General features: G+C 37.9%; 20 protein-coding genes, 1 pseudogene and 1 riboswitch. Of the genes and pseudogenes, 15 read left to right on the top strand and 6 right to left on the bottom strand.

Features of this window, described 5'->3' with window-relative positions:
* Nucleotides 1-22 precede the first annotated feature (22 nt).
* The 11 genes from pspB to thiE all read left to right on the top strand — a co-directional run bounded on the left by pspB (nucleotide 23) and on the right by thiE (nucleotide 8,977).
* The gene (pspB, locus tag AVFI_RS19875; protein WP_012534860.1) at nucleotides 23-247 is read left to right on the top strand and encodes an envelope stress response membrane protein PspB; all 225 of its coding nucleotides are present in this window, start codon (nucleotides 23-25) and stop codon (nucleotides 245-247) included.
* A complete protein-coding gene (pspC, locus tag AVFI_RS19870) occupies nucleotides 247-633 on the top strand; it encodes an envelope stress response membrane protein PspC (protein WP_012535604.1) in 387 nt (128 codons plus the stop codon). The genes pspB and pspC overlap by 1 nt, the downstream gene beginning before the upstream one ends.
* A gap of 95 nt (nucleotides 634-728) precedes the next feature.
* Nucleotides 729-2,126: a YcjX family GTP-binding protein gene (locus tag AVFI_RS19865; protein WP_188863492.1), complete on the top strand. Its 1,398-nt coding sequence runs from the start codon at nucleotides 729-731 to the stop codon at nucleotides 2,124-2,126.
* Entirely contained in the window at nucleotides 2,123-3,148 is a 1,026-nt protein-coding gene (locus tag AVFI_RS19860) for a YcjF family protein (protein ID WP_017020299.1), read from the top strand. The genes AVFI_RS19865 and AVFI_RS19860 overlap by 4 nt, the downstream gene beginning before the upstream one ends.
* A 60-nt stretch (nucleotides 3,149-3,208) precedes the next feature.
* Nucleotides 3,209-3,306, top strand: a riboswitch (TPP riboswitch).
* Between the two features lie 102 nt (nucleotides 3,307-3,408).
* Nucleotides 3,409-4,287 (top strand): bifunctional hydroxymethylpyrimidine kinase/phosphomethylpyrimidine kinase, encoded by an 879-nt coding sequence (thiD, locus tag AVFI_RS19855; RefSeq protein ID WP_155662680.1) that lies wholly within the window; start codon nucleotides 3,409-3,411, stop codon nucleotides 4,285-4,287.
* A complete protein-coding gene (locus tag AVFI_RS19850) occupies nucleotides 4,280-5,026 on the top strand; it encodes an ABC transporter ATP-binding protein (protein WP_054775505.1) in 747 nt (248 codons plus the stop codon). Before thiD ends, AVFI_RS19850 begins: the two co-directional genes overlap by 8 nt.
* Nucleotides 5,019-5,837 (top strand): ABC transporter permease, encoded by an 819-nt coding sequence (locus tag AVFI_RS19845; RefSeq protein ID WP_188863490.1) that lies wholly within the window; start codon nucleotides 5,019-5,021, stop codon nucleotides 5,835-5,837. The genes AVFI_RS19850 and AVFI_RS19845 overlap by 8 nt, the downstream gene beginning before the upstream one ends.
* Before the next feature lie 27 nt (nucleotides 5,838-5,864).
* Nucleotides 5,865-6,812 carry an ABC transporter substrate-binding protein gene (locus AVFI_RS19840; RefSeq protein ID WP_054775507.1) on the top strand — a complete coding sequence of 316 codons (948 nt, stop codon included), beginning with the start codon at nucleotides 5,865-5,867 and terminating at the stop codon, nucleotides 6,810-6,812.
* 17 nt (nucleotides 6,813-6,829) lie between these two features.
* A complete protein-coding gene (gene tenA / locus AVFI_RS19835) occupies nucleotides 6,830-7,492 on the top strand; it encodes a thiaminase II (RefSeq protein WP_012535064.1) in 663 nt (220 codons plus the stop codon).
* A 32-nt stretch (nucleotides 7,493-7,524) separates the two neighbouring features.
* Nucleotides 7,525-8,328, top strand: a complete 804-nt coding sequence (thiM, locus tag AVFI_RS19830) for a hydroxyethylthiazole kinase (protein ID WP_017020295.1) — start codon at nucleotides 7,525-7,527, stop codon at nucleotides 8,326-8,328.
* Nucleotides 8,329-8,338: 10 nt separating this feature from the next.
* Complete coding sequence (thiE, locus tag AVFI_RS19825; RefSeq protein ID WP_012534811.1) at nucleotides 8,339-8,977, top strand: thiamine phosphate synthase; 639 nt, start codon at nucleotides 8,339-8,341, stop codon at nucleotides 8,975-8,977.
* A 5-nt stretch (nucleotides 8,978-8,982) separates the two neighbouring features.
* Here thiE and AVFI_RS19820 read toward each other — a convergent pair whose 3' ends face one another.
* Nucleotides 8,983-9,789 carry a GGDEF domain-containing protein gene (locus AVFI_RS19820; RefSeq protein ID WP_065597394.1) on the bottom strand — a complete coding sequence of 269 codons (807 nt, stop codon included), beginning with the start codon at nucleotides 9,787-9,789 and terminating at the stop codon, nucleotides 8,983-8,985.
* A gap of 193 nt (nucleotides 9,790-9,982) precedes the next feature.
* Nucleotides 9,983-11,323: a protein-disulfide reductase DsbD family protein gene (locus AVFI_RS19815; RefSeq protein WP_235630790.1), complete on the bottom strand. Its 1,341-nt coding sequence runs from the start codon at nucleotides 11,321-11,323 to the stop codon at nucleotides 9,983-9,985.
* Between the two features lie 649 nt (nucleotides 11,324-11,972).
* On the opposite strand from AVFI_RS19815, the gene AVFI_RS19810 reads away from it, so the two are divergent.
* On the top strand, nucleotides 11,973-13,634 hold the full coding sequence (locus AVFI_RS19810; protein ID WP_026029421.1) for a methyl-accepting chemotaxis protein: 1,662 nt from the start codon (nucleotides 11,973-11,975) through the stop codon (nucleotides 13,632-13,634).
* A 57-nt stretch (nucleotides 13,635-13,691) separates the two neighbouring features.
* On the opposite strand, the gene AVFI_RS19805 is transcribed toward AVFI_RS19810, so the two are convergent.
* Nucleotides 13,692-14,390 (bottom strand): metal-dependent hydrolase, encoded by a 699-nt coding sequence (locus AVFI_RS19805; RefSeq protein WP_011263211.1) that lies wholly within the window; start codon nucleotides 14,388-14,390, stop codon nucleotides 13,692-13,694.
* Nucleotides 14,391-14,446: 56 nt separating this feature from the next.
* On the opposite strand from AVFI_RS19805, the gene AVFI_RS19800 reads away from it, so the two are divergent.
* Nucleotides 14,447-14,617, top strand: coding sequence for a hypothetical protein (locus AVFI_RS19800; RefSeq protein ID WP_017020289.1), 171 nt, complete (start codon nucleotides 14,447-14,449; stop codon nucleotides 14,615-14,617).
* 165 nt (nucleotides 14,618-14,782) lie between these two features.
* Here AVFI_RS19800 and AVFI_RS19795 read toward each other — a convergent pair whose 3' ends face one another.
* Nucleotides 14,783-15,451: an OmpA family protein gene (locus tag AVFI_RS19795; RefSeq protein WP_005422307.1), complete on the bottom strand. Its 669-nt coding sequence runs from the start codon at nucleotides 15,449-15,451 to the stop codon at nucleotides 14,783-14,785.
* 141 nt (nucleotides 15,452-15,592) lie between these two features.
* Entirely contained in the window at nucleotides 15,593-16,060 is a 468-nt protein-coding gene (locus AVFI_RS19790; protein ID WP_186809368.1) for a MarR family winged helix-turn-helix transcriptional regulator, read from the bottom strand.
* Between the two features lie 204 nt (nucleotides 16,061-16,264).
* Between AVFI_RS19790 and AVFI_RS20490 the strand changes: the two are divergent.
* Both AVFI_RS20490 and AVFI_RS19780 read left to right on the top strand, forming a co-directional pair.
* Nucleotides 16,265-16,354: pseudogene (locus AVFI_RS20490) on the top strand (organic hydroperoxide resistance protein); the annotation flags it as partial.
* 18 nt (nucleotides 16,355-16,372) lie between these two features.
* Nucleotides 16,373-16,777, top strand: a complete 405-nt coding sequence (locus AVFI_RS19780) for a DoxX family protein (protein ID WP_155662678.1) — start codon at nucleotides 16,373-16,375, stop codon at nucleotides 16,775-16,777.
* 70 nt (nucleotides 16,778-16,847) lie between these two features.
* On the opposite strand, the gene ygjK is transcribed toward AVFI_RS19780, so the two are convergent.
* A complete protein-coding gene (gene ygjK / locus AVFI_RS19775; protein WP_199414890.1) occupies nucleotides 16,848-19,226 on the bottom strand; it encodes an alpha-glucosidase in 2,379 nt (792 codons plus the stop codon).
* Nucleotides 19,227-19,261 lie beyond the last annotated feature (35 nt).

Raw genomic sequence — 19,261 nt, 5'->3', positions numbered from 1 at the left:
AATAATTATTTAGGAGAAAACAATGAGTAGCTTTTTTGCTTTCCCATTGGCTGTATTTTTTATTTTTGTTGCACCTTTATGGTTGTTTTTGCATTACCGAAATAAGGGTAAAGCAGGACAAGGTTTGTCATACGAAGACGGCCAGTTACTGAAGTCAATGACAGAACGTACAGATAAAATGCAAAAACGTATTGAAACTTTAGAGAAAATTCTAGATTCGGAGTCCCCAAGTTGGAGGGAGCGCTAATGTCAAGAGAGCTATATAGAGATACTCGAAACGGAAAAATTGGAGGAGTCTGCGCTGGTATTGCTCAATACTTTGGTGTCGAGCCTTGGATTGTTCGTATATTGGTGGTATCAGCCGCACTATTCAGTGCTGGATTTCTTGTTATGCTTGCGTACTTTGCTGGTATGTTGTTTTTAGATAAAGCGCCTATTGAAATGTATTATCGTGCAGAAGAAAGTCGTGAACATACCGTAAAAAACAAGCCATGGCAGGCTGGGCAATCTGCATCAGAGGTGATTAAGCGTGTAGATCGTGATATGGCGAGAATGGAAGAAAAAATTCGTCGTATGGAAGGTTATGTAACTTCTTCTGAATATAAAGTACGTAAAGAGTTTCGTAACTTATAACCTTATTTATAACAAAGTAATACCTTGTTCATGGAGTGTTCAGATTAGGTTCTGTACACTCCACTTTGTATAAATGAATAAAGTGAGAACAATAAATGAGTAAATTAGCTAAAGAAATGAACAGATGGGTTAGTCGTAGTATGGATCGCTATGTGAAATTGGCTGTCACAGGACTTTCTCGTGCAGGTAAGACTGCATTTATCACCTCTTTAGTTAATCAATGCTTGCATGCCTCTACAAGTGACAAGCTACCCTTGTTATCTGCGAGTCGTGAAGGGCGATTGATTGGAGCCAAACGAGTTCCGCAATCTAACTTATCTATTCCAAGCTTTACTTATGACGACGGAATGGATTCACTGTTATCTGATCCACCAACTTGGCCAGAACCAACAAGAGACGTTAGTGAGCTACGTTTAGCTATCAAATTTAAACCTAAGTCTGGGGTGCTTAAGCATTTTCAGGACAGCGCAACTCTGTTTGTGGATATTGTTGATTATCCCGGTGAGTGGTTATTAGATCTGCCGTTGTTGGATATGGATTATTTGGCATGGTCAAAGCAACAGCAAGCTAATTTAACAGGGCATAGAAAAGTGCTTTCAGAGACGTGGTTACAAGAAGCGAAACAGTTAGATCCTCTGGCACCTGTTGATGAAAAACAATTGGCATGTATTGCTGATGCATTTACTGATTATTTGCATACTTGTAAAGATGAAAAAGGACTGCACTGGGTACAACCCGGCCGCTTTGTTTTACCAGGGGAACTTGCGGGTGCTCCAGTTTTGCAATTTTTTCCGTTTATGTTTTTACATAAATACACAGAAGAAGAGTTGGCAAAAGCAAAGAAAGGGTCAAATATTGCTGTGCTCAAGCAACGTTATAAGCATTATCAACAGAATGTGGTTAAAAAGTTCTATAACGATCATTTTCGTCATTTTGATCGCCAGATTGTTTTAGTTGATTGTTTACAACCATTAAATGCAGGGGAAAATTCATTTAATGATATGCGCCAAGCAATAGATCAATTAATGCATAGTTTTCAATATGGCAAGAGTTCATTACTTAAGCGTTTGTTTTCACCGAAAATAGACAAGGTATTATTTGCCGCAACAAAAGCGGATCATGTTACTCCAGAACAACACCCTAATATGGTGTCGTTGCTTCAACAAATGATTTATCAAACATGGCAAGAAACCGCTTATGAAGGAATTAAGATGGAGTGCATGAGCATTGCTTCTATTCAAGCAACAACAGCGGGAATGATTGATGAAGATGGTGAGATCTTTGCGGCAATTTCTGGAATAAATACAGCTCAACAACCAATGATGATGTTTCCTGGAGAAGTACCAAAACGTATACCAAGTAAAGCGTACTGGGAAACAGAACCATTTAATTTTATGAGTTTTCAACCATTAAAAAATGAGAATGATAAACCGTTACAGCATATTCGAATGGATAAAGCGATACAGTTCTTATTGGGAGATAAATTGATATGAGTGAGTTAAAAAAACAGCGTGTTTTTCAATCGCAGGAACTAAAACAACAAGATGTAATTGAATCGCTGAACACTCAAAAATTGTTTAATGATAATGTGACATTTATTCCTCAGAAAACTGAGGATGAAGAGGAGTCAGATAGCTCTGATATAGAAATGTCATTGATAAAAAAGAGAACACATTGGAGTATTAAAACTCTGGTTATTGGTTTTTTAGGTTTAACGCTTTGGCAGAGTATTGATCATGTCATTACTGCAATTCAATCGGCAGATTTTCTTTCATTAGGATGGGCTGGATTAATCAGTTTTGCAGCATTACTGGGTGTGACGGCAATTGGTCGAGAGTTACTGACACTTCGTAAGTTAAAAGATCGTGCAGAGCTTCAAGAACAAGTTACAGAATTGATTGATGGTAATGGCATAGGGCAAGCAAAGGTGTTTTGTGAAGGTTTGGCTAGAAAAAACTTGAAACTTAACCCTATTGAATATACTCGTTGGCAGAACAGTATTGAACCACATCACAGCAATGCTGAAGTATTTGAAATGTATGACAGCATGGTCATCTCTGTTCAAGATAAACGAGCAAAAGCGTTAATAAGTAAGCATGCTGGTGAATCTGCTCTAATGGTTGCATTAAGCCCTTTAGCTGTCGTCGATATGTTATTAGTTGCATGGCGTAATATCCGATTAATAGAACAAGTATCAGAAGTTTATGGGGTTGAATTAGGCTACTTGGGTCGCTTGCGCTTGTTTAAAATGGTTCTACAAAATATGGCTTTTGCTGGAGCAACGGAAATAGCAACGGATGTTGGTGTCGATATGCTTTCTACTGGTTTAGCAGGAAAATTATCAACTCGTGCAGCTCAAGGTTTAGGTATTGGTTTAATCACGGCTCGTTTTGGTTTAAAAACCATGAATTTGATGCGTCCATTGCCTTGGATTAATGATGAAGCACCTAAATTATCAGATATGCGTAAAACGATAGTTACTCAGCTGGCATCAAAGCTAGGTACTCAAAATTAAAACTAATTAACATCTTCAGAAAAAATCATACTATTTACAAATCAATTAATGATAGTATGACGTCATTAGTCGGGGAGCCAATAGGCTGAGATCGCAATAGCGAACCCGTTGAACCTGATTCAGTTAGTACTGACGTAGGGAACTAATGGTCCTTTTGACACGATCTTTTTAGATCCGTTTCTTTTGATGAGAGCTTACGCTTATACGTAGGAGTGATCTCATTTGACTGTTTTTCCTAAACGTCAGTTAGGGAAATTAACATGTCTACCTTCACAGAAATAACGTCTTCTAAATCATCCATTCTAAATAAATTAGCAGCAACTCCTATTGTATTAACCATTGCTGGATCTGATAGTGGTGGTGGTGCCGGTATTCAAGCCGATATTAAAGCTATTTCAGCTACAGGGGGTTATTCCTGTTCTGTTCTTACTGCATTAACGGCTCAAAATACTCAAGGGGTAACAGGAATTTATCCAATTAGTGGTGAATTTGTTGAACAACAACTTGATGCCGTTTTTTCTGATTTAAATGTGATTGCCGTTAAAATTGGAATGTTGAGTGACTCAGATATTATTCATTCTGTAGCTAAAAAAATTAAACAATATGGACCTCAATTCCTAGTGGTTGACCCTGTTATGGTAGCAACTAGTGGAGATTTACTTCTTCAAGCATCTGCAATTGATAGCCTTAAGTCCGAACTACTTCCTCTTGCTGATGTAATCACTCCGAACCTCCCAGAAGCGGCAGCATTAATTAATGCAAAAGTGCCAAAAAATGAAGTCGAAATGACTGCAATGATCAATCAACTTCGTCAATTAGGTGCTAAGTCGGTTTTATTGAAAGGCGGGCATCTCGAAGAGGATACCAATAGTACCGATTTACTTATTCTTTCTGATACCGTTGAGCGTTTATCAACGGCACGTATTGAAACTCGCAATACTCATGGAACGGGTTGTACTTTATCTTCTGCGATTGCTTCGTATTTAGCTCAAGGTCATGAATTACAAACCGCTGTGAAATTAGGTAAGCAATACATTACTCAGGCAATTACTCATGCGGATGACTTGAATATTGGTCAGGGGCATGGGCCTGTTAATCATTTTTTTGCGCTGAATGTAAAAGAGTTGCGTGATGAATAACGGCATTGGGGTAATCATTTCTAATGGTACCTTACGATATACCGATAGTCAGAGTCCTATTATTTCAGGATTGAAGATGACGATCCCTAAAGGGAAGTGGACTGCAATTCTTGGAAGAAGTGGCTGCGGTAAAACGTCTATTCTTCGTTATTTAGCGGGATTACTGAAAAATAAAGTCGAATGGTCAGGTGATATCCACATTGATGGGACAGAAAGCATAGAAGGAAAGATTGCTTATATGGCGCAGCAAGACTTATTAATGCCATGGCTAAATGTTATTGATAATGTTTGTTTTGCTAGCAAGTTTTCAGAGGATAGGAAAGAAGATAAGAATCGAGCATTTGAGTTGTTAGAGCTTGTTGGTTTAAAAGGTTTTGAAAGAAGTATGCCGTCACAGTTATCTGGCGGAATGCGTCAGCGGGTGGCGTTAGCTAGGACACTCATGCAAGATAAGCCGCTGGTACTGATGGACGAACCGTTCTCTGCGCTAGATGCGGTTACACGTTATCGTCTACAAAATCTTGCAGCTCAAGTATTAGTAGATAAGACTGTTTTATTGATTACTCATGATCCACAAGAAGCATTAAGATTGAGTGATAGGGTTTATATAATGAAAGGTCAACCCGCTTCTACCATTTCTTTAACGGTTCCAAATACGCCGATACCTAGAAAAATCAATGCAGAACTGGCGGTTCTTCAGCAACAAATAATTGATTCTTTAGAGGTCGATTATGTCTAAATTTATTCTTATAAAGCAACGCTCACCAACGCCAAATCAGGTAAAAGAAAAACCATTACAAAAAAGCATCAGCGCTATGATAAGGAATGTAATTAGTGCGATTGTTATTTTGGGGTTATGGCAATTTATTGTGATGGCTTTTGCTTTACCTAGTTTCATTTTACCTAGTCCATTTAGTGTATTTTCTCAATTAATAGAAAGATACGACGTGTTGCTTGAGCATTCATGGATAACAGCTCAAGAGATCTTACTTGGTCTTGGTTTAGGGCTATCCATGGGATTATTGTTCGCTTTACAAATGTTGTTATTTGATCCACTTAGACGCTGGCTATTACCCATATTAATAGCCAGTCAAGCGGTCCCTGTTTTTGCTATTGCACCTATTTTGATGCTTTGGTTGGGTTACGGTATTGCGTCAAAAGTGGTGATGGCTGCATTAATTATTTTTTTCCCTGTTACTACCTGCTGCTATGACGGCTTACGTAATACCCCGACAGGTTATCTTGATTTAGCTCACACCATGGGAGCCTCTAAGTGGGAAACCCTCAAATACGTTCGTCTTCCTGCGGCTTTACCAACATTGGCTTCAGGTATTCGTGTTGCTGTTGTTGTCGCACCTATTGGAGCTGTCGTTGGGGAATGGGTCGGCTCAAGTAAGGGGGTGGGCTATTTAATGCTGCAAGCAAATGCTCGAATGATGATAGATGAAATGTTTGCTGCGTTATTTATTCTCGCGGGGTTATCTGTCAGTTTGTATTTTTTAGCAGACGCATTAATTAAAAAACTCATACCGTGGCAACACGATAAATAATGTATAAGTAAAAGGACTCAATGAAAAATGAAGAAGGTACTAATTAAAGGCGCTATGACTCTGATCCTTTCTAGCTATTCCATGATAGTAAGTGCTGAAGATAAAACCATAACATTAATGTTGGATTGGTTTGTAAACCCAAATCATGGGCCAGTAGTGGTGGCACAACAAAAGGGCTATTTTAAAGAAGAAGGCTTGAATATTACGATTCAAGAACCAGCGGATCCAAGTATGCCAGCCAAATTGGTTGCTGCAAATAATATCGATCTGGCGATTTCGTATCAAACCAGTTTAACCATTGATGTTGCTGCTGGTTTACCGTTGATTCGCTCAGCTACCTTGATTGCAACCCCTCTGAATACCTTGATGGTACTTGATAATGGAAAAATTAATTCATTGGCTGATTTGAAAGGTAAGAAAATTGGTATTGCGATTGCTGGCAATGAAGAAGCCACAATTGGAACCATGTTAAAAACAGAAAATGTGAATTTTTCGGACGTCAATATTATCAATGTTGGTTGGGCTCTCTCTTCGTCATTAGCATCAGGTAAAGTAGATGCAATTTGGGGGGGATTACGTAATTTCGAAACTAACCAGCTGGCGTTGGAAGGGTATAAAGCGAAATCGTTCTTCCCAGAAGAGCACGGTGTCCCATCGTATGATGAGCTTGTTTTTGTTGCGAATGCTAAAACTTACGATGCAGATGCATTAAAGAAGTTTAACCACGCTATCGAAAAAGCAACGCAATTTATTGTGAATCACCCTGAAGAATCATGGAAGACCTTTATTTCTTATGCGCCAGATACATTAAATAATGAATTAAATAAACGCGCATGGAATGACACACTAACTCGTTTTGCATTGCGTCCATCTGCGGTAGATTTGCAGCGTTATGACCGATTTTCTGACTTCATGTATCGACATCAAATGATAAAAACACAACCAAAAGCACAAGATTTTGTTCCTGTTCTATAAAATTCTATGGAGGAAATATGAACCATCAAGACTTGATTCAAGCGTGTCAAAGCGAATGGAATGAATACACGGAACATAATTTTGTTCAGCAATTAGCACTTGGTGAATTAGCACATTCATCATTTTTACATTATTTAAAACAAGATTTTTTATTCTTGAAGCAATACACCAGAGCTTATGCACTCGCGATTTATAAGGCGAGGACGTTAGCGGAAATGCGAATGGCTTTACCTAGTGTTCAAGCATTATTAGATTCTGAAATTGCACATCATGTCACTTATTGTGGCGAATGGGGGATTTCAGAGCCAGAGATGGAGGCAGAACCAGAAGCCTTTGGTACCGTTGCATATACACGTTTTGTCCTTGATACCGGAATGTCAGGAGATGTGATTGATCTCTATACAGCGCTAGCACCGTGTTCTATTGGTTATGCTGTTATTGGTGCGCAATTATTAGCGAGTGAATCTACCGTATTAGAGGGGAACCCTTACGCGAATTGGATAAAAATGTATGGTGGAGAAGAGTTTCAAAAAGGTGTCGAAAAAAGTGTTAAGCAATTAGATATCCTACTGAATGATATTGAGTTAGAAAGCCAGCGTGGACAGCGTTTATGTCATATTTTTAAAACGGCAACTCGTATGGAAGTGGCATTTTGGCAGCAAGGGTTGGATGACGCATAAAGCGTGTATTAATAAGAATAGGAAAGAGGGTAGTGACAATCATGAACATACAATACATTGTAGAATGCTTGGCTTTATTGCGTGAGAAAAAACCGCTAGTTGTTAATATTACTAATTACGTTGTGATGAATAATACAGCGAATGCTTTGTTAGCATTAGGTGCATCACCTATCATGGCACATAGTCAGCAAGAAATGGCAGAGATGATGAGTTTCTCTGGTGCGCTAGTTATTAACATTGGAACACTAGATAGTGTATGGACACCACGTATGCATTTTGCTGTTGAGCAGGCTAATTTAAATAATAAAGTCGTGGTTCTTGATCCTGTCGGTTGTGGTGCTAGCCAGTTACGAACACAAGTTGCTCGTCAAATAGCTGAAACTGCAAATAAGTTAATTATTCGTGCTAATGCGTCTGAAGTTATCGCTCTCGCTGGTGAAAATGCACAAAGTAAAGGGGTCGATGCATTAGATAGTAGTGATTCGGCTGTGGGAGCGGCGTGTTACGTTGCACAAAAGTATCAATGTAGTGTGGTAATTTCTGGTGAGACAGACTACATCGTAACTCAAGATGCACAATACAAACTGAATAATGGTCATGCAATGATGCCGTTTGTTACAGGTATGGGTTGTACGCACACTGCGTTAACCGGTGCCTTTGCTGCAATCGGTGATGAGTCTGGTGTTGTTGCAACTGCTGTTTTAGGGGTTGCGGGAGAGATTGCAGCAGAGCAATCAGCTGGCCCGGGTAGTTTGCAAATGAACCTATTAGATACGCTCTATCAGTTAGATGAAGAAACACTCACTCGTCGTTTGAAATTAACGGTTAATGCTTAGGTTTTATAGTATGAATAATCCGTATACATTGTATTTAGTGACAGATGAAAAACAAGATATTGATACATTGTGCCATGTTGTTGCTGAGGCGGTAAAAGGTGGTGTCACCATGGTACAAGTTCGTGAGAAACATGGCGATGTACGTGCTTTTATTCAACGTTCTTTAGCGATAAAAGAAATACTAAAAGATAGTGGTGTACCACTAATCATAAACGATCGTGTTGATGTGGCATTGGCAGTTCAAGCGGATGGCGTTCATTTAGGCCAATCTGATATGCCAGCACAAATAGCCCGTCAATTGATAGGCCCTGATATGATTCTAGGGTTATCTGTTGAGAATGAAACACAACTGCGTAAAGCCCAAGAACTACCTGTTGATTATCTTGGTATTAGCGCGATATTTTCGACACCAACTAAGACTAATATAATTAAAGAATGGGGAATTCAGGGGTTGGCTTTTGCGGTAAAAGAAAGTCAATTACCACTTGTTGCCATTGGTGGGATTAATGACTCAAATATTCGAGAGGTTGGTGATACAGGCGTTGATGGGATCGCTTTGGTTTCTGCAATTTGTCATGCTTCTTCTCCAAAACAAGCAAGCCAAGCATTGTTGGGTTTAATGAATGATGACGTAGAATTAAAAACGTAATCCAATTATATAGAATCAGAGCACTTTTTTTGGTGCTCTTTTTTTTGCTCTTCTTTCATATCATACATGCGTTTATCAGAACAAATTAGCGCGTTTTCTAAATCATCTTTAGTCGATGTTTTTATGCCATAAGCAAAAGAAATTTGTTCATTACAGAGTTGTTCATGTACGTGTTTAATAAACGCGCTTGAACGACCTTTATGAGTCGTTACGATAAATTCATCTCCTCCGACACGAAAAGCCATTTCTTGTTCAAGGCATGCATTTCTAAGAGCTTGAGAAAAACGAATGATCATTAAATCACCAACTTGATGTCCTTTTAAGTCATTCACTTTTTTTAAATCATTTAAATCAAAATAAATAAGATCAAACTCAGCTAACTTTATTTCAGACAGCTTCCTTCTATTATATAGATTAGTTAGTTCATCTTTCATGGTTTGTTTTGCTAATATCTGCATCATTTTAGTAATGCCAATAGCAATGAGTAAAAATGCAATAAATAAGGAACCATCATCTAATAGAGTATCTATAACTTCAAAATGGTCGGCATAAAATTCAACCTGAGGAAATTCTGTTAATAAGTCATAACTTTTATTAAATAAGAGCAGACAAGAGCCAGAAAAAAGAAATGGATGCTTTTTGAAGACGTTAAAAGTAGTTAAAAAAATATAAGTAAGCAGAATAAGGGTTAAGCCTTCAAAACCAATGTCTGATGAGGACTCAAATCCAATATCGTGATAAAAAAACACACAGACAAAAAGAAAAATGAAGAGAATCGCAACAGCGATGAAGGGCATTTTCTTATTTGTCATGATCATTAGCCATTATTTATGGGGTGCTGTTAAGTATAACAATTTAGTTTACGATAAAAAACAAGGAGCGAAGGCGATTTTATCGTTGATTTGTTATGAAATATAAAGAAAAAGCTGCGATTAGAAATAAACAGCAGCTTTTTGAGGGGGGATTCACTTTTTAATGTAACTATTTGGGTTTTATTATCTCGTGTTATTGATTAGAGTTGTCTTTTACGTAATTAAGTGCATGAACGACCTCATCGCCATCTAATAAAACAGGAAGAATTAGACCTTGCGGAGCATTAGGCCCATATACAACGGTCAAAGGAACTCCATATCGTTGATGGCTTTTTAAATACTCAGTTATTTTAGGGCTTGGATGAGTCCAGTCTCCTTGCATGGTAATTACGTTTTCTTTCTGTAATGCAGGATAGACAGGGTTTTGTAATATCACACCGATTTTATTGGTTTTACAAGTAATACACCAGTCAGCGCTGACATTAACAAAGACGGTTTTTCCTTGTTGTACATAGTCATCAATAGCATGCTCATTTAATGATTCCCAGCGTAAGTTATCTTCGGTCGGAGTGACCCAATACTTGGTTGTCATACTGCCAATAATAAGTATTGAACTGCTTAAAAAAATAATGACAGCAATAATTGCGATTACCGTATTTTTTCCATGTATATGAGCAATGCTATAGAGTAAATAAATACTAAAAAGTAAGGCTATAATTATTGTTAATAAGACTCCAATGAATGGCGAAAGCAAGCTCAATAACCAAAATGTTGAACTCAGCATCATTAAACCAAAAACGATTTTGCTTTTGTTCATCCATGGGCCTGGTTTTGGCATATATGAAATTAAGTGAGGAAAAACAGCAAAGAACAACCAAGGCAAGGCCATGCCCAATCCTAAGAAAGTAAAGACTAATAGCATTTCTAATGTGCTAGCACCTAAAGCAAAAGCGACAGCTGTCCCTAAAAATGGAGCACTACATGGTGTTGCTAATAGTGTTGCAAACATCCCTTGTATAAAATTTCCGAGTGTTGAATTGTCCCCTTTTTGGGCAATAAACGTTGAAAATCGATGCGAAAGTTGTATTTCGAATAATCCCAAAAGGTTAGCAGTAAACAGACCCGTTGTGATAGCCATAAAGCCTATAAATAGTGGGTTTTGATATTGAATACCCCAACCAATCATTCCTCCTGTAATTCTTAAAACAAGTACACTAAAAGCGAGTAACCAAAATGAAACCAATATTCCTGAGGCAGAAGCTAAAAATTGTAAACGTATAGATTGGGTATTTGTGGAGGACAGAGCGAGCATATTGCTCAACTTCATACCTAAAACTGGCAGTACACAAGGCATAATATTAAGGATTAAGCCTCCCAGTAATGCGATACCAATAATGTTAAATACATTATTTGATTGTATTTCATTAGTAGGTTGAGCAATCGCAGAAAATGAAAAAAGCGATAGAAAGAAAAGAGTTATTAAAATGATAAATTGACGTCGATTGAACGATTTTACTTTTTGAATGATAAACACGGTATTACTCCAAAAATAATTATATGAAAGAGATAAGTTATTGCGGAATTCTTACTCGTGAAAAATACAAAAAGCTAAATGTCGCCGTACCCTATAAGATGTGTGAGGTTCTGTGAAAAGGTAGATTTTTTCTACTTGTTTTTGAATTGCTGAAATAATTGCAAGCACTAAGATAAACATAACAATAGCCACATCAAAATACGCAGTATGAACTTTAATAAGATGCTCACTACTTGTGCACTTTTTACTGATATTACTTTGATTGGTTGTGGCTTGCTCGTTGAGTTCTGCACTTGGTAGCGTAACAGGGCATGGATATGATCTAGTTAGGTTTTGAGATAAGCAAACACATAGAACGATAGATACTAATAAAAGCATCCAAGAAGCAATGGTTTTTTGTTGATATTGTAAGAGTGTGAATCTCAAAAAGTCTAACTCAGTAACGTAAATTCTTTTGGTATTTTATGTTTAAAACTTAAAAGGTCAATTGGTCCTCATAACAAATATAACCCTATTGTGAAATAATTAAGTTCTTATATTAGTCTTGTGAATTATTGGCATGAAACTTGATAATAAAATGAAATAATAATTATGTATCTACTGCAACTTATTAATAAAGATGTAGATGGAACTACCTGAGAGAAAAGTTATGAACTTATCAATAAAATCAAGATTGTATTTGCTTGCAATATTACCAATAGTTTTAACCTCTTTGTTAATCATGTTAATGACATACAAGGAAACCAATGCGCTTAACCAAGCACAAATGGATATGACGCGCACACAAATGATGGAGATGAAGCGCGTAGAACTGAAATCGTATTTAGATATTGTTTCATCAGAATTAGAACACCTTGAAAAACAAGGGAAATCCATAGATGAAGTGCTTGAAACACTAAAACCGATTCAATTTGCTGATACAGGTTATTTATTTGGCTTTCAATCCAATGGTGTACGAATTTTACAAGGTAATACCAATGATATTGGTAACAATATGTGGAATGCGAAAGACAAAAGAGGCAACTATTTAATCCAAGATATTATTACTGCCGCTAAAAATAAGTCTGGATATTCAACATATTACTACCCTAAATTAAATGAAACTGTTGCTTTACCTAAACTGGCTTACAGTGTTTATTTTTCAACATGGGATTTGATTGTAGGTACTGGTTTTTATACTGATGATGTTGATGCCGTTATTGCGGATATGAAAGCGCTTAGTGATGAGCAGCTTGCACAAAGCATGAAAGCGATTGTGTTGTTCACATTAGTTATTGTGGCTGTTGTTGCAATGATCGGCTTCTATATCAACAGAAGCATTATGGCTCCAATTCAAAAATTTGATGAATCGATTCGTTCATTTGCTTCGGGTGATGCAGATTTAACGGCAAGAATGCCTGAGTTTACCGTTCCTGAGTTTAATCAATTGAGTCATAATTTTAACTTATTCGTTAATTCTCTACATCAAATCATTAGTAATGTATCACTAGTGAGTCAAGATGTTGTCGCTGAAACTACTCGAATGTCAGAGCGTTCAGCGCAAGTTAATGCTGTTGTGACAAATCAGCGTTCTGAAACTGAGCAAATTGCAACAGCGATGACAGAGTTAACGACGTCTTCTCATGAGATCTCTGCTAATGCTGAGCAAGCCGCTAGTTCAGCTCAAGATGCTGATAATAATGCACAAGTTGCAATGCAAACGGTAAATGAAGCATCAGAATCAGTGAAGACGCTAGCTGCAGAATTAGATGAAGCAAGTGATGTTATTTCAAAACTAGAAGGTGATGTACAAAATATCGCAAGTACGTTATCCGTTATTCAAGATATTGCTGAACAAACTAACTTGCTGGCTCTTAATGCGGCCATTGAAGCGGCAAGGGCGGGTGAGCAAGGGCGTGGTTTTGCCGTTGTTGCTGACGAAGTACGTAAGCTAGCAAGTCGCACTCAAGAGAGTACAGCACAAATTCACCAACGAATTGAAGCGCTTAAGTCAGGTTCTGATTCGGCAGTACAAGTGATGGCGGCAAGTAAAAATTTCAGTACATTGACGGTAACTAAAGCGGTTGCTGCATCTGAATCGTTAAGCCAAATTTTAGTGTCTGTTAATACGATCATGGAAATGAACTCATTAATAGCGACAGCGACCCAAGAGCAAAGCTTGGTTGGTCAAGAAATCTCAGAGCGTATTGTGTCGGTATCCGATCAGAGCTCAGAATCAGCAGATTTAGCGAGTCAAAACCGATCTGGTGGTATTGTGTTAAACCAAAAAGCCAACGAACTGTCAGAATTAGTTGAGCGTTTTACACTTTAATCGATACGTAAATTAATACATACAAGCACAAGATTGATGAGATCTTGTGCTTTTTTATTACCATAATTTAAAGGTATCCCAATTACTTAATGCTTCAATACTTGAATCAATTGGAGGTGCTAAAAAAGCTAAAATCACCGTAGCAATTACGAATATTGCAGATAGCGATAAGTTTGAAAAATCAGTCAGTTTTAATGCTGAACCAAATGAGCGTTTAATACGAACATTTGCTAAATCAACACTGTATATTTCGTCTAATAGAAGATGAATGACACCACCACAGAATACAAAGATGCCGGATAACCAAGCAAATAGATCCGCATTTTTAAATTTGTCATTGATAATAAAAGCGGTTGTGTTTGTGGTTAGTAAGCCGCAAAAGAGCAAAAATAACAATGAATGACATATGCCTCTATGAATCGTTTGCCACTCGAATACGTTTCGGATCCCATATTTTATAATTAGGTGTATTACAACAGGTAAACCAATTAAAAGCATAAACTGCCTTTCATTAATGGCATCACTCGTAAAGTAGCGAATACTGAGTAAAACAATACACACAGTAAAAAGGTTAAAAATAATATCGAGAGAGGTTGAATTGTCTGAGTCAATATCAGGCAGCAGGCCACCAATGGTACCTAAAAACCAAAGCCATAATGCGGTATCAAGATCGATATGGTTAGCAGAAAGTAGTGCTGCAGAGGCGGCACCTGATGTTAATGCGGCGACATTTAAATGTGTGCTGAAATTTGCCATAGGTTTTCTAAGAATTCTTTTGTAATATGAAGGCTGATTAATTGAGATAAGAAATTATGTTTAAAATATTTGCATTACTGTTCATCGTGTTAGGTATCTATATTGGAATGAATTACGGCGATGAAGTTCAAAGTGTTATGGATTCAGATGCCTTTGAGCAAGTACAAGATACTTTGGTTGATGGAAAAGATCTTGTGATTGAAAAAATTGAAGATGCTGTTCAGTAATAGTTAGCATGTTCGATGGATAAAATAAAAATCCCCCTTGATAGCAATATCGTGGGGGATTTTTGATTCTATACAAACGAATCATGAAAACAAGAGAATAACTGTTTTTATATACAGTTATTTTCTATTTTGGTTAAATTCACGGCTAACGATGCGTGAATTAACTTATTTAAGCGGTAAAATTGTGATTTCTACACGACGGTTACAAGCACGGCCTTGTTTTGTAGAGTTATCACAAACAGGGTAACGAGCACCGTAGCCACGAGCATTAACTCGACCAGCAGCAACGTCTTGCTTAATTAAGTAAGTACGTACTGAATCTGCACGTTGCTCTGATAGTGTTTGGTTTTTAGTTGCGTTACCTGAACTGTCAGTATGACCATCAATTTGAAGAGCTGTATCTGGGTATTCTACAAGGATACGCGCAACACCGTTTAGTGTGTTGTAGATGCTAGCATCTAATTGGTATGAGCTAGATTGGAAACCAATACCGTTGTCCATTACGAGTTTAAGCTCGTTTTTGCCTACACGTTCAACTTGAACACCAGAGCTCTTAAGCTCATTACGTAGTGCCTTTTCTTGTTGGTCGAAGTAGTAACCAACACCACCACCCACAGCACCACCTGCAGCAGCACCAATTAATGCGTTTTTACGACGCTCTTTTGCGTTATCACCTGTTGCAAGGCCAATTGCAACACCTGCAAGTGCACCAGCAAGAACGCCTTTAGTTGCTGAGTTTGTTTCAGACTCACCAGTTGTTGCGTTTTGGCGTTGAGTTGCCTGACAGCCAGTTAATGAAATAAGTAATGCAAGCGCAATTGTGATTTTTTTCATGTTTTTCTCTAGTTATGTACATCTGTGGCGCGCAGTTTACTCCTAGATGATCAAAAATCAATGCTTTATATGAAAGGTTATTGACAAAAATACTGATAATAACGTGATAAGTGTCACCTTATCTTTAAGAAAATAAATAACTTATTTTTCTAGATTTGCTAATAGCTTTTCACAGGTCGCTTTTAACTGTTGCAGTTCTTCAAGCTGTAATTGGCTTTTACAAAAAATACCATTAGGTACAGATAGGGCTTTATTTTTTAGTTCAATACCTTGTTTTGTAAGGAAAACCAAACGGATGCGTTCGTCTTCTTTGCTGCGCTCTCTTGTGACTATCCCTTTTGATTCTAATCGCTTAAGTAAAGGGGTTAGGGTGCCAGAGTCAAGGTGTAGATCATGTCCTAGATCTTTTACATTAATGCCATTTTTTTCCCAAATAACCATCATTGCGAGATATTGAGGATAGGTAAGATCCAATGCATTGAGCAATGGACGATAGGCTCTGATCATGGCATTAGATGCGCTGTATAAAGAGAAACATACTTGATTCTTAAGTAATAATTGAGGGGAATCAATATTATTTTTATCTTGGGTTTTGTTTTGTTTTTCCATTGATGCCTCTTTAAATAAAAATAGATTGTGCACAATATACTTGTATTTCATTTAAGAATCGACATATACTGAATGAAATTAAATTGTGCGCAATCTAATTGCTGGCAATTTTTGTAGGTTAAATATAATTTAGAATAAAGGGGCACCATCATGACAACATTGTATACAACAAAAGCAACGGCTTTGGCTGGACGTAATGGTCAAGTAAAAACAGCGCATCAAGTTTGTCCATATTCAAATGCGGTTAAAGGAAATATTGATGTAAAACTCTCTGTAAATGGCGTCGAACTTTAACTTGTAAGGAATGATTAAATGAACACGTTATTATTGACGGCAGGGCGTCTACTTCTTGCTTTGTATTTTTTGATCCCAGGTATCATGAAGTTTGTATCTTGGGATATGCACATCCAGTTGATGGAAAAGCATGAGATGCCGTTTGTACCTGTTTTGCTAGGGCTCGCTGGTGTTTTCCAGATTGGTGCTGCGATTTTATTGATTGCAAACCGCTTTACGTGGATCGTTGCTTTGTTATTAGCCGGCTTAGTACTTGTGATTAATGTGTCTTTACATGATTTTTGGAATTATTCAGGAATGGAAGGGGCGCATGAAATGCAAAACTTCATTAAAAACTTAGGTATTTTTGCTGGTTTGCTCGTACTTTCAGGCCACTCTATGCCTGAGTGTTGCAAGATAAAAAGAAGCCATAATAAAACGTGAATAGCGCAATGAAGAAAGGGATATGAAATTAACCATATCCCTTTTTTATTAATTAGTTAATGCGGTCTACTTACTTTTCAGCAGTAAAGAAATCATTATAAAGCATGTAAAGGTGAGCAGAGCTCCAAGAGAAATTTGGTGCACCTTGTTGATCACCCGTTAGTGGGTTGTAGTTTTCACGAATAGGACCGTCACCAACTAAGCCATCAGCATGGTCAAAGAAAGCACTCGCCATTTGTACCGCATCATCACGATAACCGTAACTTTCCATTCCTTTTAATCCGAAATAGAATTGATCAACCCAAACACGACCACGCCAGTAGATATCAGGACCAAAAGCAGGACTTGTTAATGCTGCCGTTCCTAAAGGTACATACGTATTAAATTCTTTAGGGTCTTTCATTACTTTAACAACGGCATCGGCATGAGATTGAGTTGCCGCTTTGTTGAAGAGAGGAGACCAACCTTCAGGACCTTTTCCTCGTTCAACAATAGGTTTACCAGCACAGCCATTGGCTAATGGTTTGTCTTCGATACGAATATCGTAGAAGAATCCAGTACCTTCATCAAACATACAGGTATTAATGTAGTTGGCTAACTTATCTGCTTTTTCTCTAAAGTCTTTTGCCTCAGATGTTTTGCCTAATATATCGGCCATTTCAGCTAGGTATTGGTTATCACTATACATATAGCTTGCTTGGTCAACAGATTCTTGCAGTAATGAATATCCTAGTAGTGTGCCATTTTTATCTCGATTTTGAGCAAATTTAACTTCCCAATCAGAGCGTTTACCACCATTTTTAACATAAGCGTCCAGTTGCTCTTTATCGATAAACCCAAACGCTGCTGAATCATCACGACCTGATTCCCAAGAGGCCGCAGTTTGTGCCGGGATCTCAATATGATCATAGTTACCAGATTTAATGATCTCTTGGTATTTATCTAAACCAGCAAGTTCTTCCTTTTTATTACCACGTTCAACTGTAAATAGCATATCGCCATTGTCAGTATTGTGTGCTTTATCGCGTGAAGCGCCGTATTCAGGAACGCCGTTACCGTTATTATCACGGTTACGCAGCCACCAATCATGATAAGCAACCAGCTTAGGGTACATTTCTTCTAACCATGCTTTATCTTCAGTGGTTTTGTACACTTCCATTACTGCCCATGCAGCAAGACTTGGTTTGGTGTTTCTTTCATTCCAGTTACCACCGTCACCGCCTCGCTCTGGACTTGTGTTGTAGGCAACTAAGTCAGGTATAAAGCCTTTATCCCATGGGCGAACAGCGTCATCAGCTTGGATTTGATAAGCAAACATCGCTCGAATGTTGTCTTTAGCGACTTCAGGATTAAAGTGTGCCATTGCATAGGCCTGTTTCCATGTATCCCAAGGCCATGTTTGATTTCCAGAGAACCAACGAGCAGTAACCGATGGCGTTACTGAATCAAATTGCATAGCACCAGCTGCACCACGCCAGTTGGCATTTAAGGTTTCCATTGCCTTTACGGCTACACGCTCTTGGGCTGGTGTTGCGTCAGGATTTGTTAATCCTTTTTCTAGATAATTTTCCCAACGTTGCTCACTTGCCGTTAAGTATTGTTGTGGGTGGGCGAAAATATCCAATATCTTAATTTGTTCTTCTTGATTTTCTTCAGCAGTTAAGACGTGAGAATAAGTGGTGTAGATTGTGGTGGATTGTTCAATTTTTGCCGTAGAGTTAAAGCTTAACCCCTCAACTTTTGTTGTTGTAGGTATCGATTTGTGAATTTGATACTCTGATTCACCAGATGTTAGCAGTGACCAAGTCGCTCTCACTTTACCAAAAGTCACCTTCAAACCGTCATCTGTAGGTACAATGGTTCGATTATAATTTGGGTACTCTTCAGCAATTGTTTTTTCTGATTGGCTTTTTTCTTCTTTAGCGTGATTTCCTTCGATTAATTGACCGTCCCAAACCAGTTCAACAGGAGTGTTTGTGATAATTTTGGTTTCAACTAGCGAGGTACGGTTCGTTGCAAAGCGAAGTGTCATTTCAATAGTTACTTCATCGGACGTTAATATTTGAACTAAAGCTCCTGGAAGACTGTATGCCTCCATGCTGAATTCAACTTTTTTACCATCTTTATATACACTTAAGCGATCAAAATTATTCGCCATAAAGTTAATGTATTCTTCAGTTAGTAGCGCTGTACCTGGGAAACCTCCCATGCCATCGTCATTATCAGGTAGTAGGTGGCCGTGCCATGCTCCCATATCAAAGAAAGGGTTAAAGCGTTGATGATCATCAAAATCGTAATCACGCATGTAATCAGGGGAACCTGTACGGTCGATAACGTTTTTATATTGAGTCGCTTTTAAATCAGAAGTCTTGGTCGTTGATGTCGTTTGAGTACATCCAACAGCAAAAAGGGCAGTAGCAACAGCAAGTGCAGAAATTTTTAAATTCATAGTGGATTCTTATTCTCATTTAAGTAAAGTTTTAC

The organism is Aliivibrio fischeri ATCC 7744 = JCM 18803 = DSM 507 (assembly GCF_023983475.1).
GTDB lineage: Bacteria > Pseudomonadota > Gammaproteobacteria > Enterobacterales > Vibrionaceae > Aliivibrio > Aliivibrio fischeri.
The sequence above is the reverse complement of the archived record's forward strand: the minus strand, read 5'-3'. Positions and strand labels throughout refer to the sequence as shown.

Excerpts from the sequence above, each read along its gene's own strand:
- pspB (WP_012534860.1), top strand. The coding sequence starts at position 23 with ATGAGTAGCTTTTTTGCTTTCCCATTGGCTGTATTTTTTATTTTTGTT.
- pspC (WP_012535604.1), top strand. The coding sequence starts at position 247 with ATGTCAAGAGAGCTATATAGAGATACTCGAAACGGAAAAATTGGAGGA.
- AVFI_RS19865 (WP_188863492.1), top strand. The coding sequence starts at position 729 with ATGAGTAAATTAGCTAAAGAAATGAACAGATGGGTTAGTCGTAGTATG.
- AVFI_RS19860 (WP_017020299.1), top strand. The coding sequence starts at position 2,123 with ATGAGTGAGTTAAAAAAACAGCGTGTTTTTCAATCGCAGGAACTAAAA.
- thiD (WP_155662680.1), top strand. The coding sequence starts at position 3,409 with ATGTCTACCTTCACAGAAATAACGTCTTCTAAATCATCCATTCTAAAT.
- AVFI_RS19850 (WP_054775505.1), top strand. The coding sequence starts at position 4,280 with ATGAATAACGGCATTGGGGTAATCATTTCTAATGGTACCTTACGATAT.
- AVFI_RS19845 (WP_188863490.1), top strand. The coding sequence starts at position 5,019 with ATGTCTAAATTTATTCTTATAAAGCAACGCTCACCAACGCCAAATCAG.
- AVFI_RS19840 (WP_054775507.1), top strand. The coding sequence starts at position 5,865 with ATGAAGAAGGTACTAATTAAAGGCGCTATGACTCTGATCCTTTCTAGC.
- tenA (WP_012535064.1), top strand. The coding sequence starts at position 6,830 with ATGAACCATCAAGACTTGATTCAAGCGTGTCAAAGCGAATGGAATGAA.
- thiE (WP_012534811.1), top strand. The coding sequence starts at position 8,339 with ATGAATAATCCGTATACATTGTATTTAGTGACAGATGAAAAACAAGAT.
- AVFI_RS19820 (WP_065597394.1), bottom strand. The coding sequence starts at position 9,789 with ATGACAAATAAGAAAATGCCCTTCATCGCTGTTGCGATTCTCTTCATT.
- AVFI_RS19810 (WP_026029421.1), top strand. The coding sequence starts at position 11,973 with ATGAACTTATCAATAAAATCAAGATTGTATTTGCTTGCAATATTACCA.
- AVFI_RS19805 (WP_011263211.1), bottom strand. The coding sequence starts at position 14,390 with ATGGCAAATTTCAGCACACATTTAAATGTCGCCGCATTAACATCAGGT.
- AVFI_RS19800 (WP_017020289.1), top strand. The coding sequence starts at position 14,447 with ATGTTTAAAATATTTGCATTACTGTTCATCGTGTTAGGTATCTATATT.
- AVFI_RS19795 (WP_005422307.1), bottom strand. The coding sequence starts at position 15,451 with ATGAAAAAAATCACAATTGCGCTTGCATTACTTATTTCATTAACTGGC.
- AVFI_RS19790 (WP_186809368.1), bottom strand. The coding sequence starts at position 16,060 with ATGGAAAAACAAAACAAAACCCAAGATAAAAATAATATTGATTCCCCT.
- AVFI_RS19780 (WP_155662678.1), top strand. The coding sequence starts at position 16,373 with ATGAACACGTTATTATTGACGGCAGGGCGTCTACTTCTTGCTTTGTAT.
- ygjK (WP_199414890.1), bottom strand. The coding sequence starts at position 19,226 with ATGAATTTAAAAATTTCTGCACTTGCTGTTGCTACTGCCCTTTTTGCT.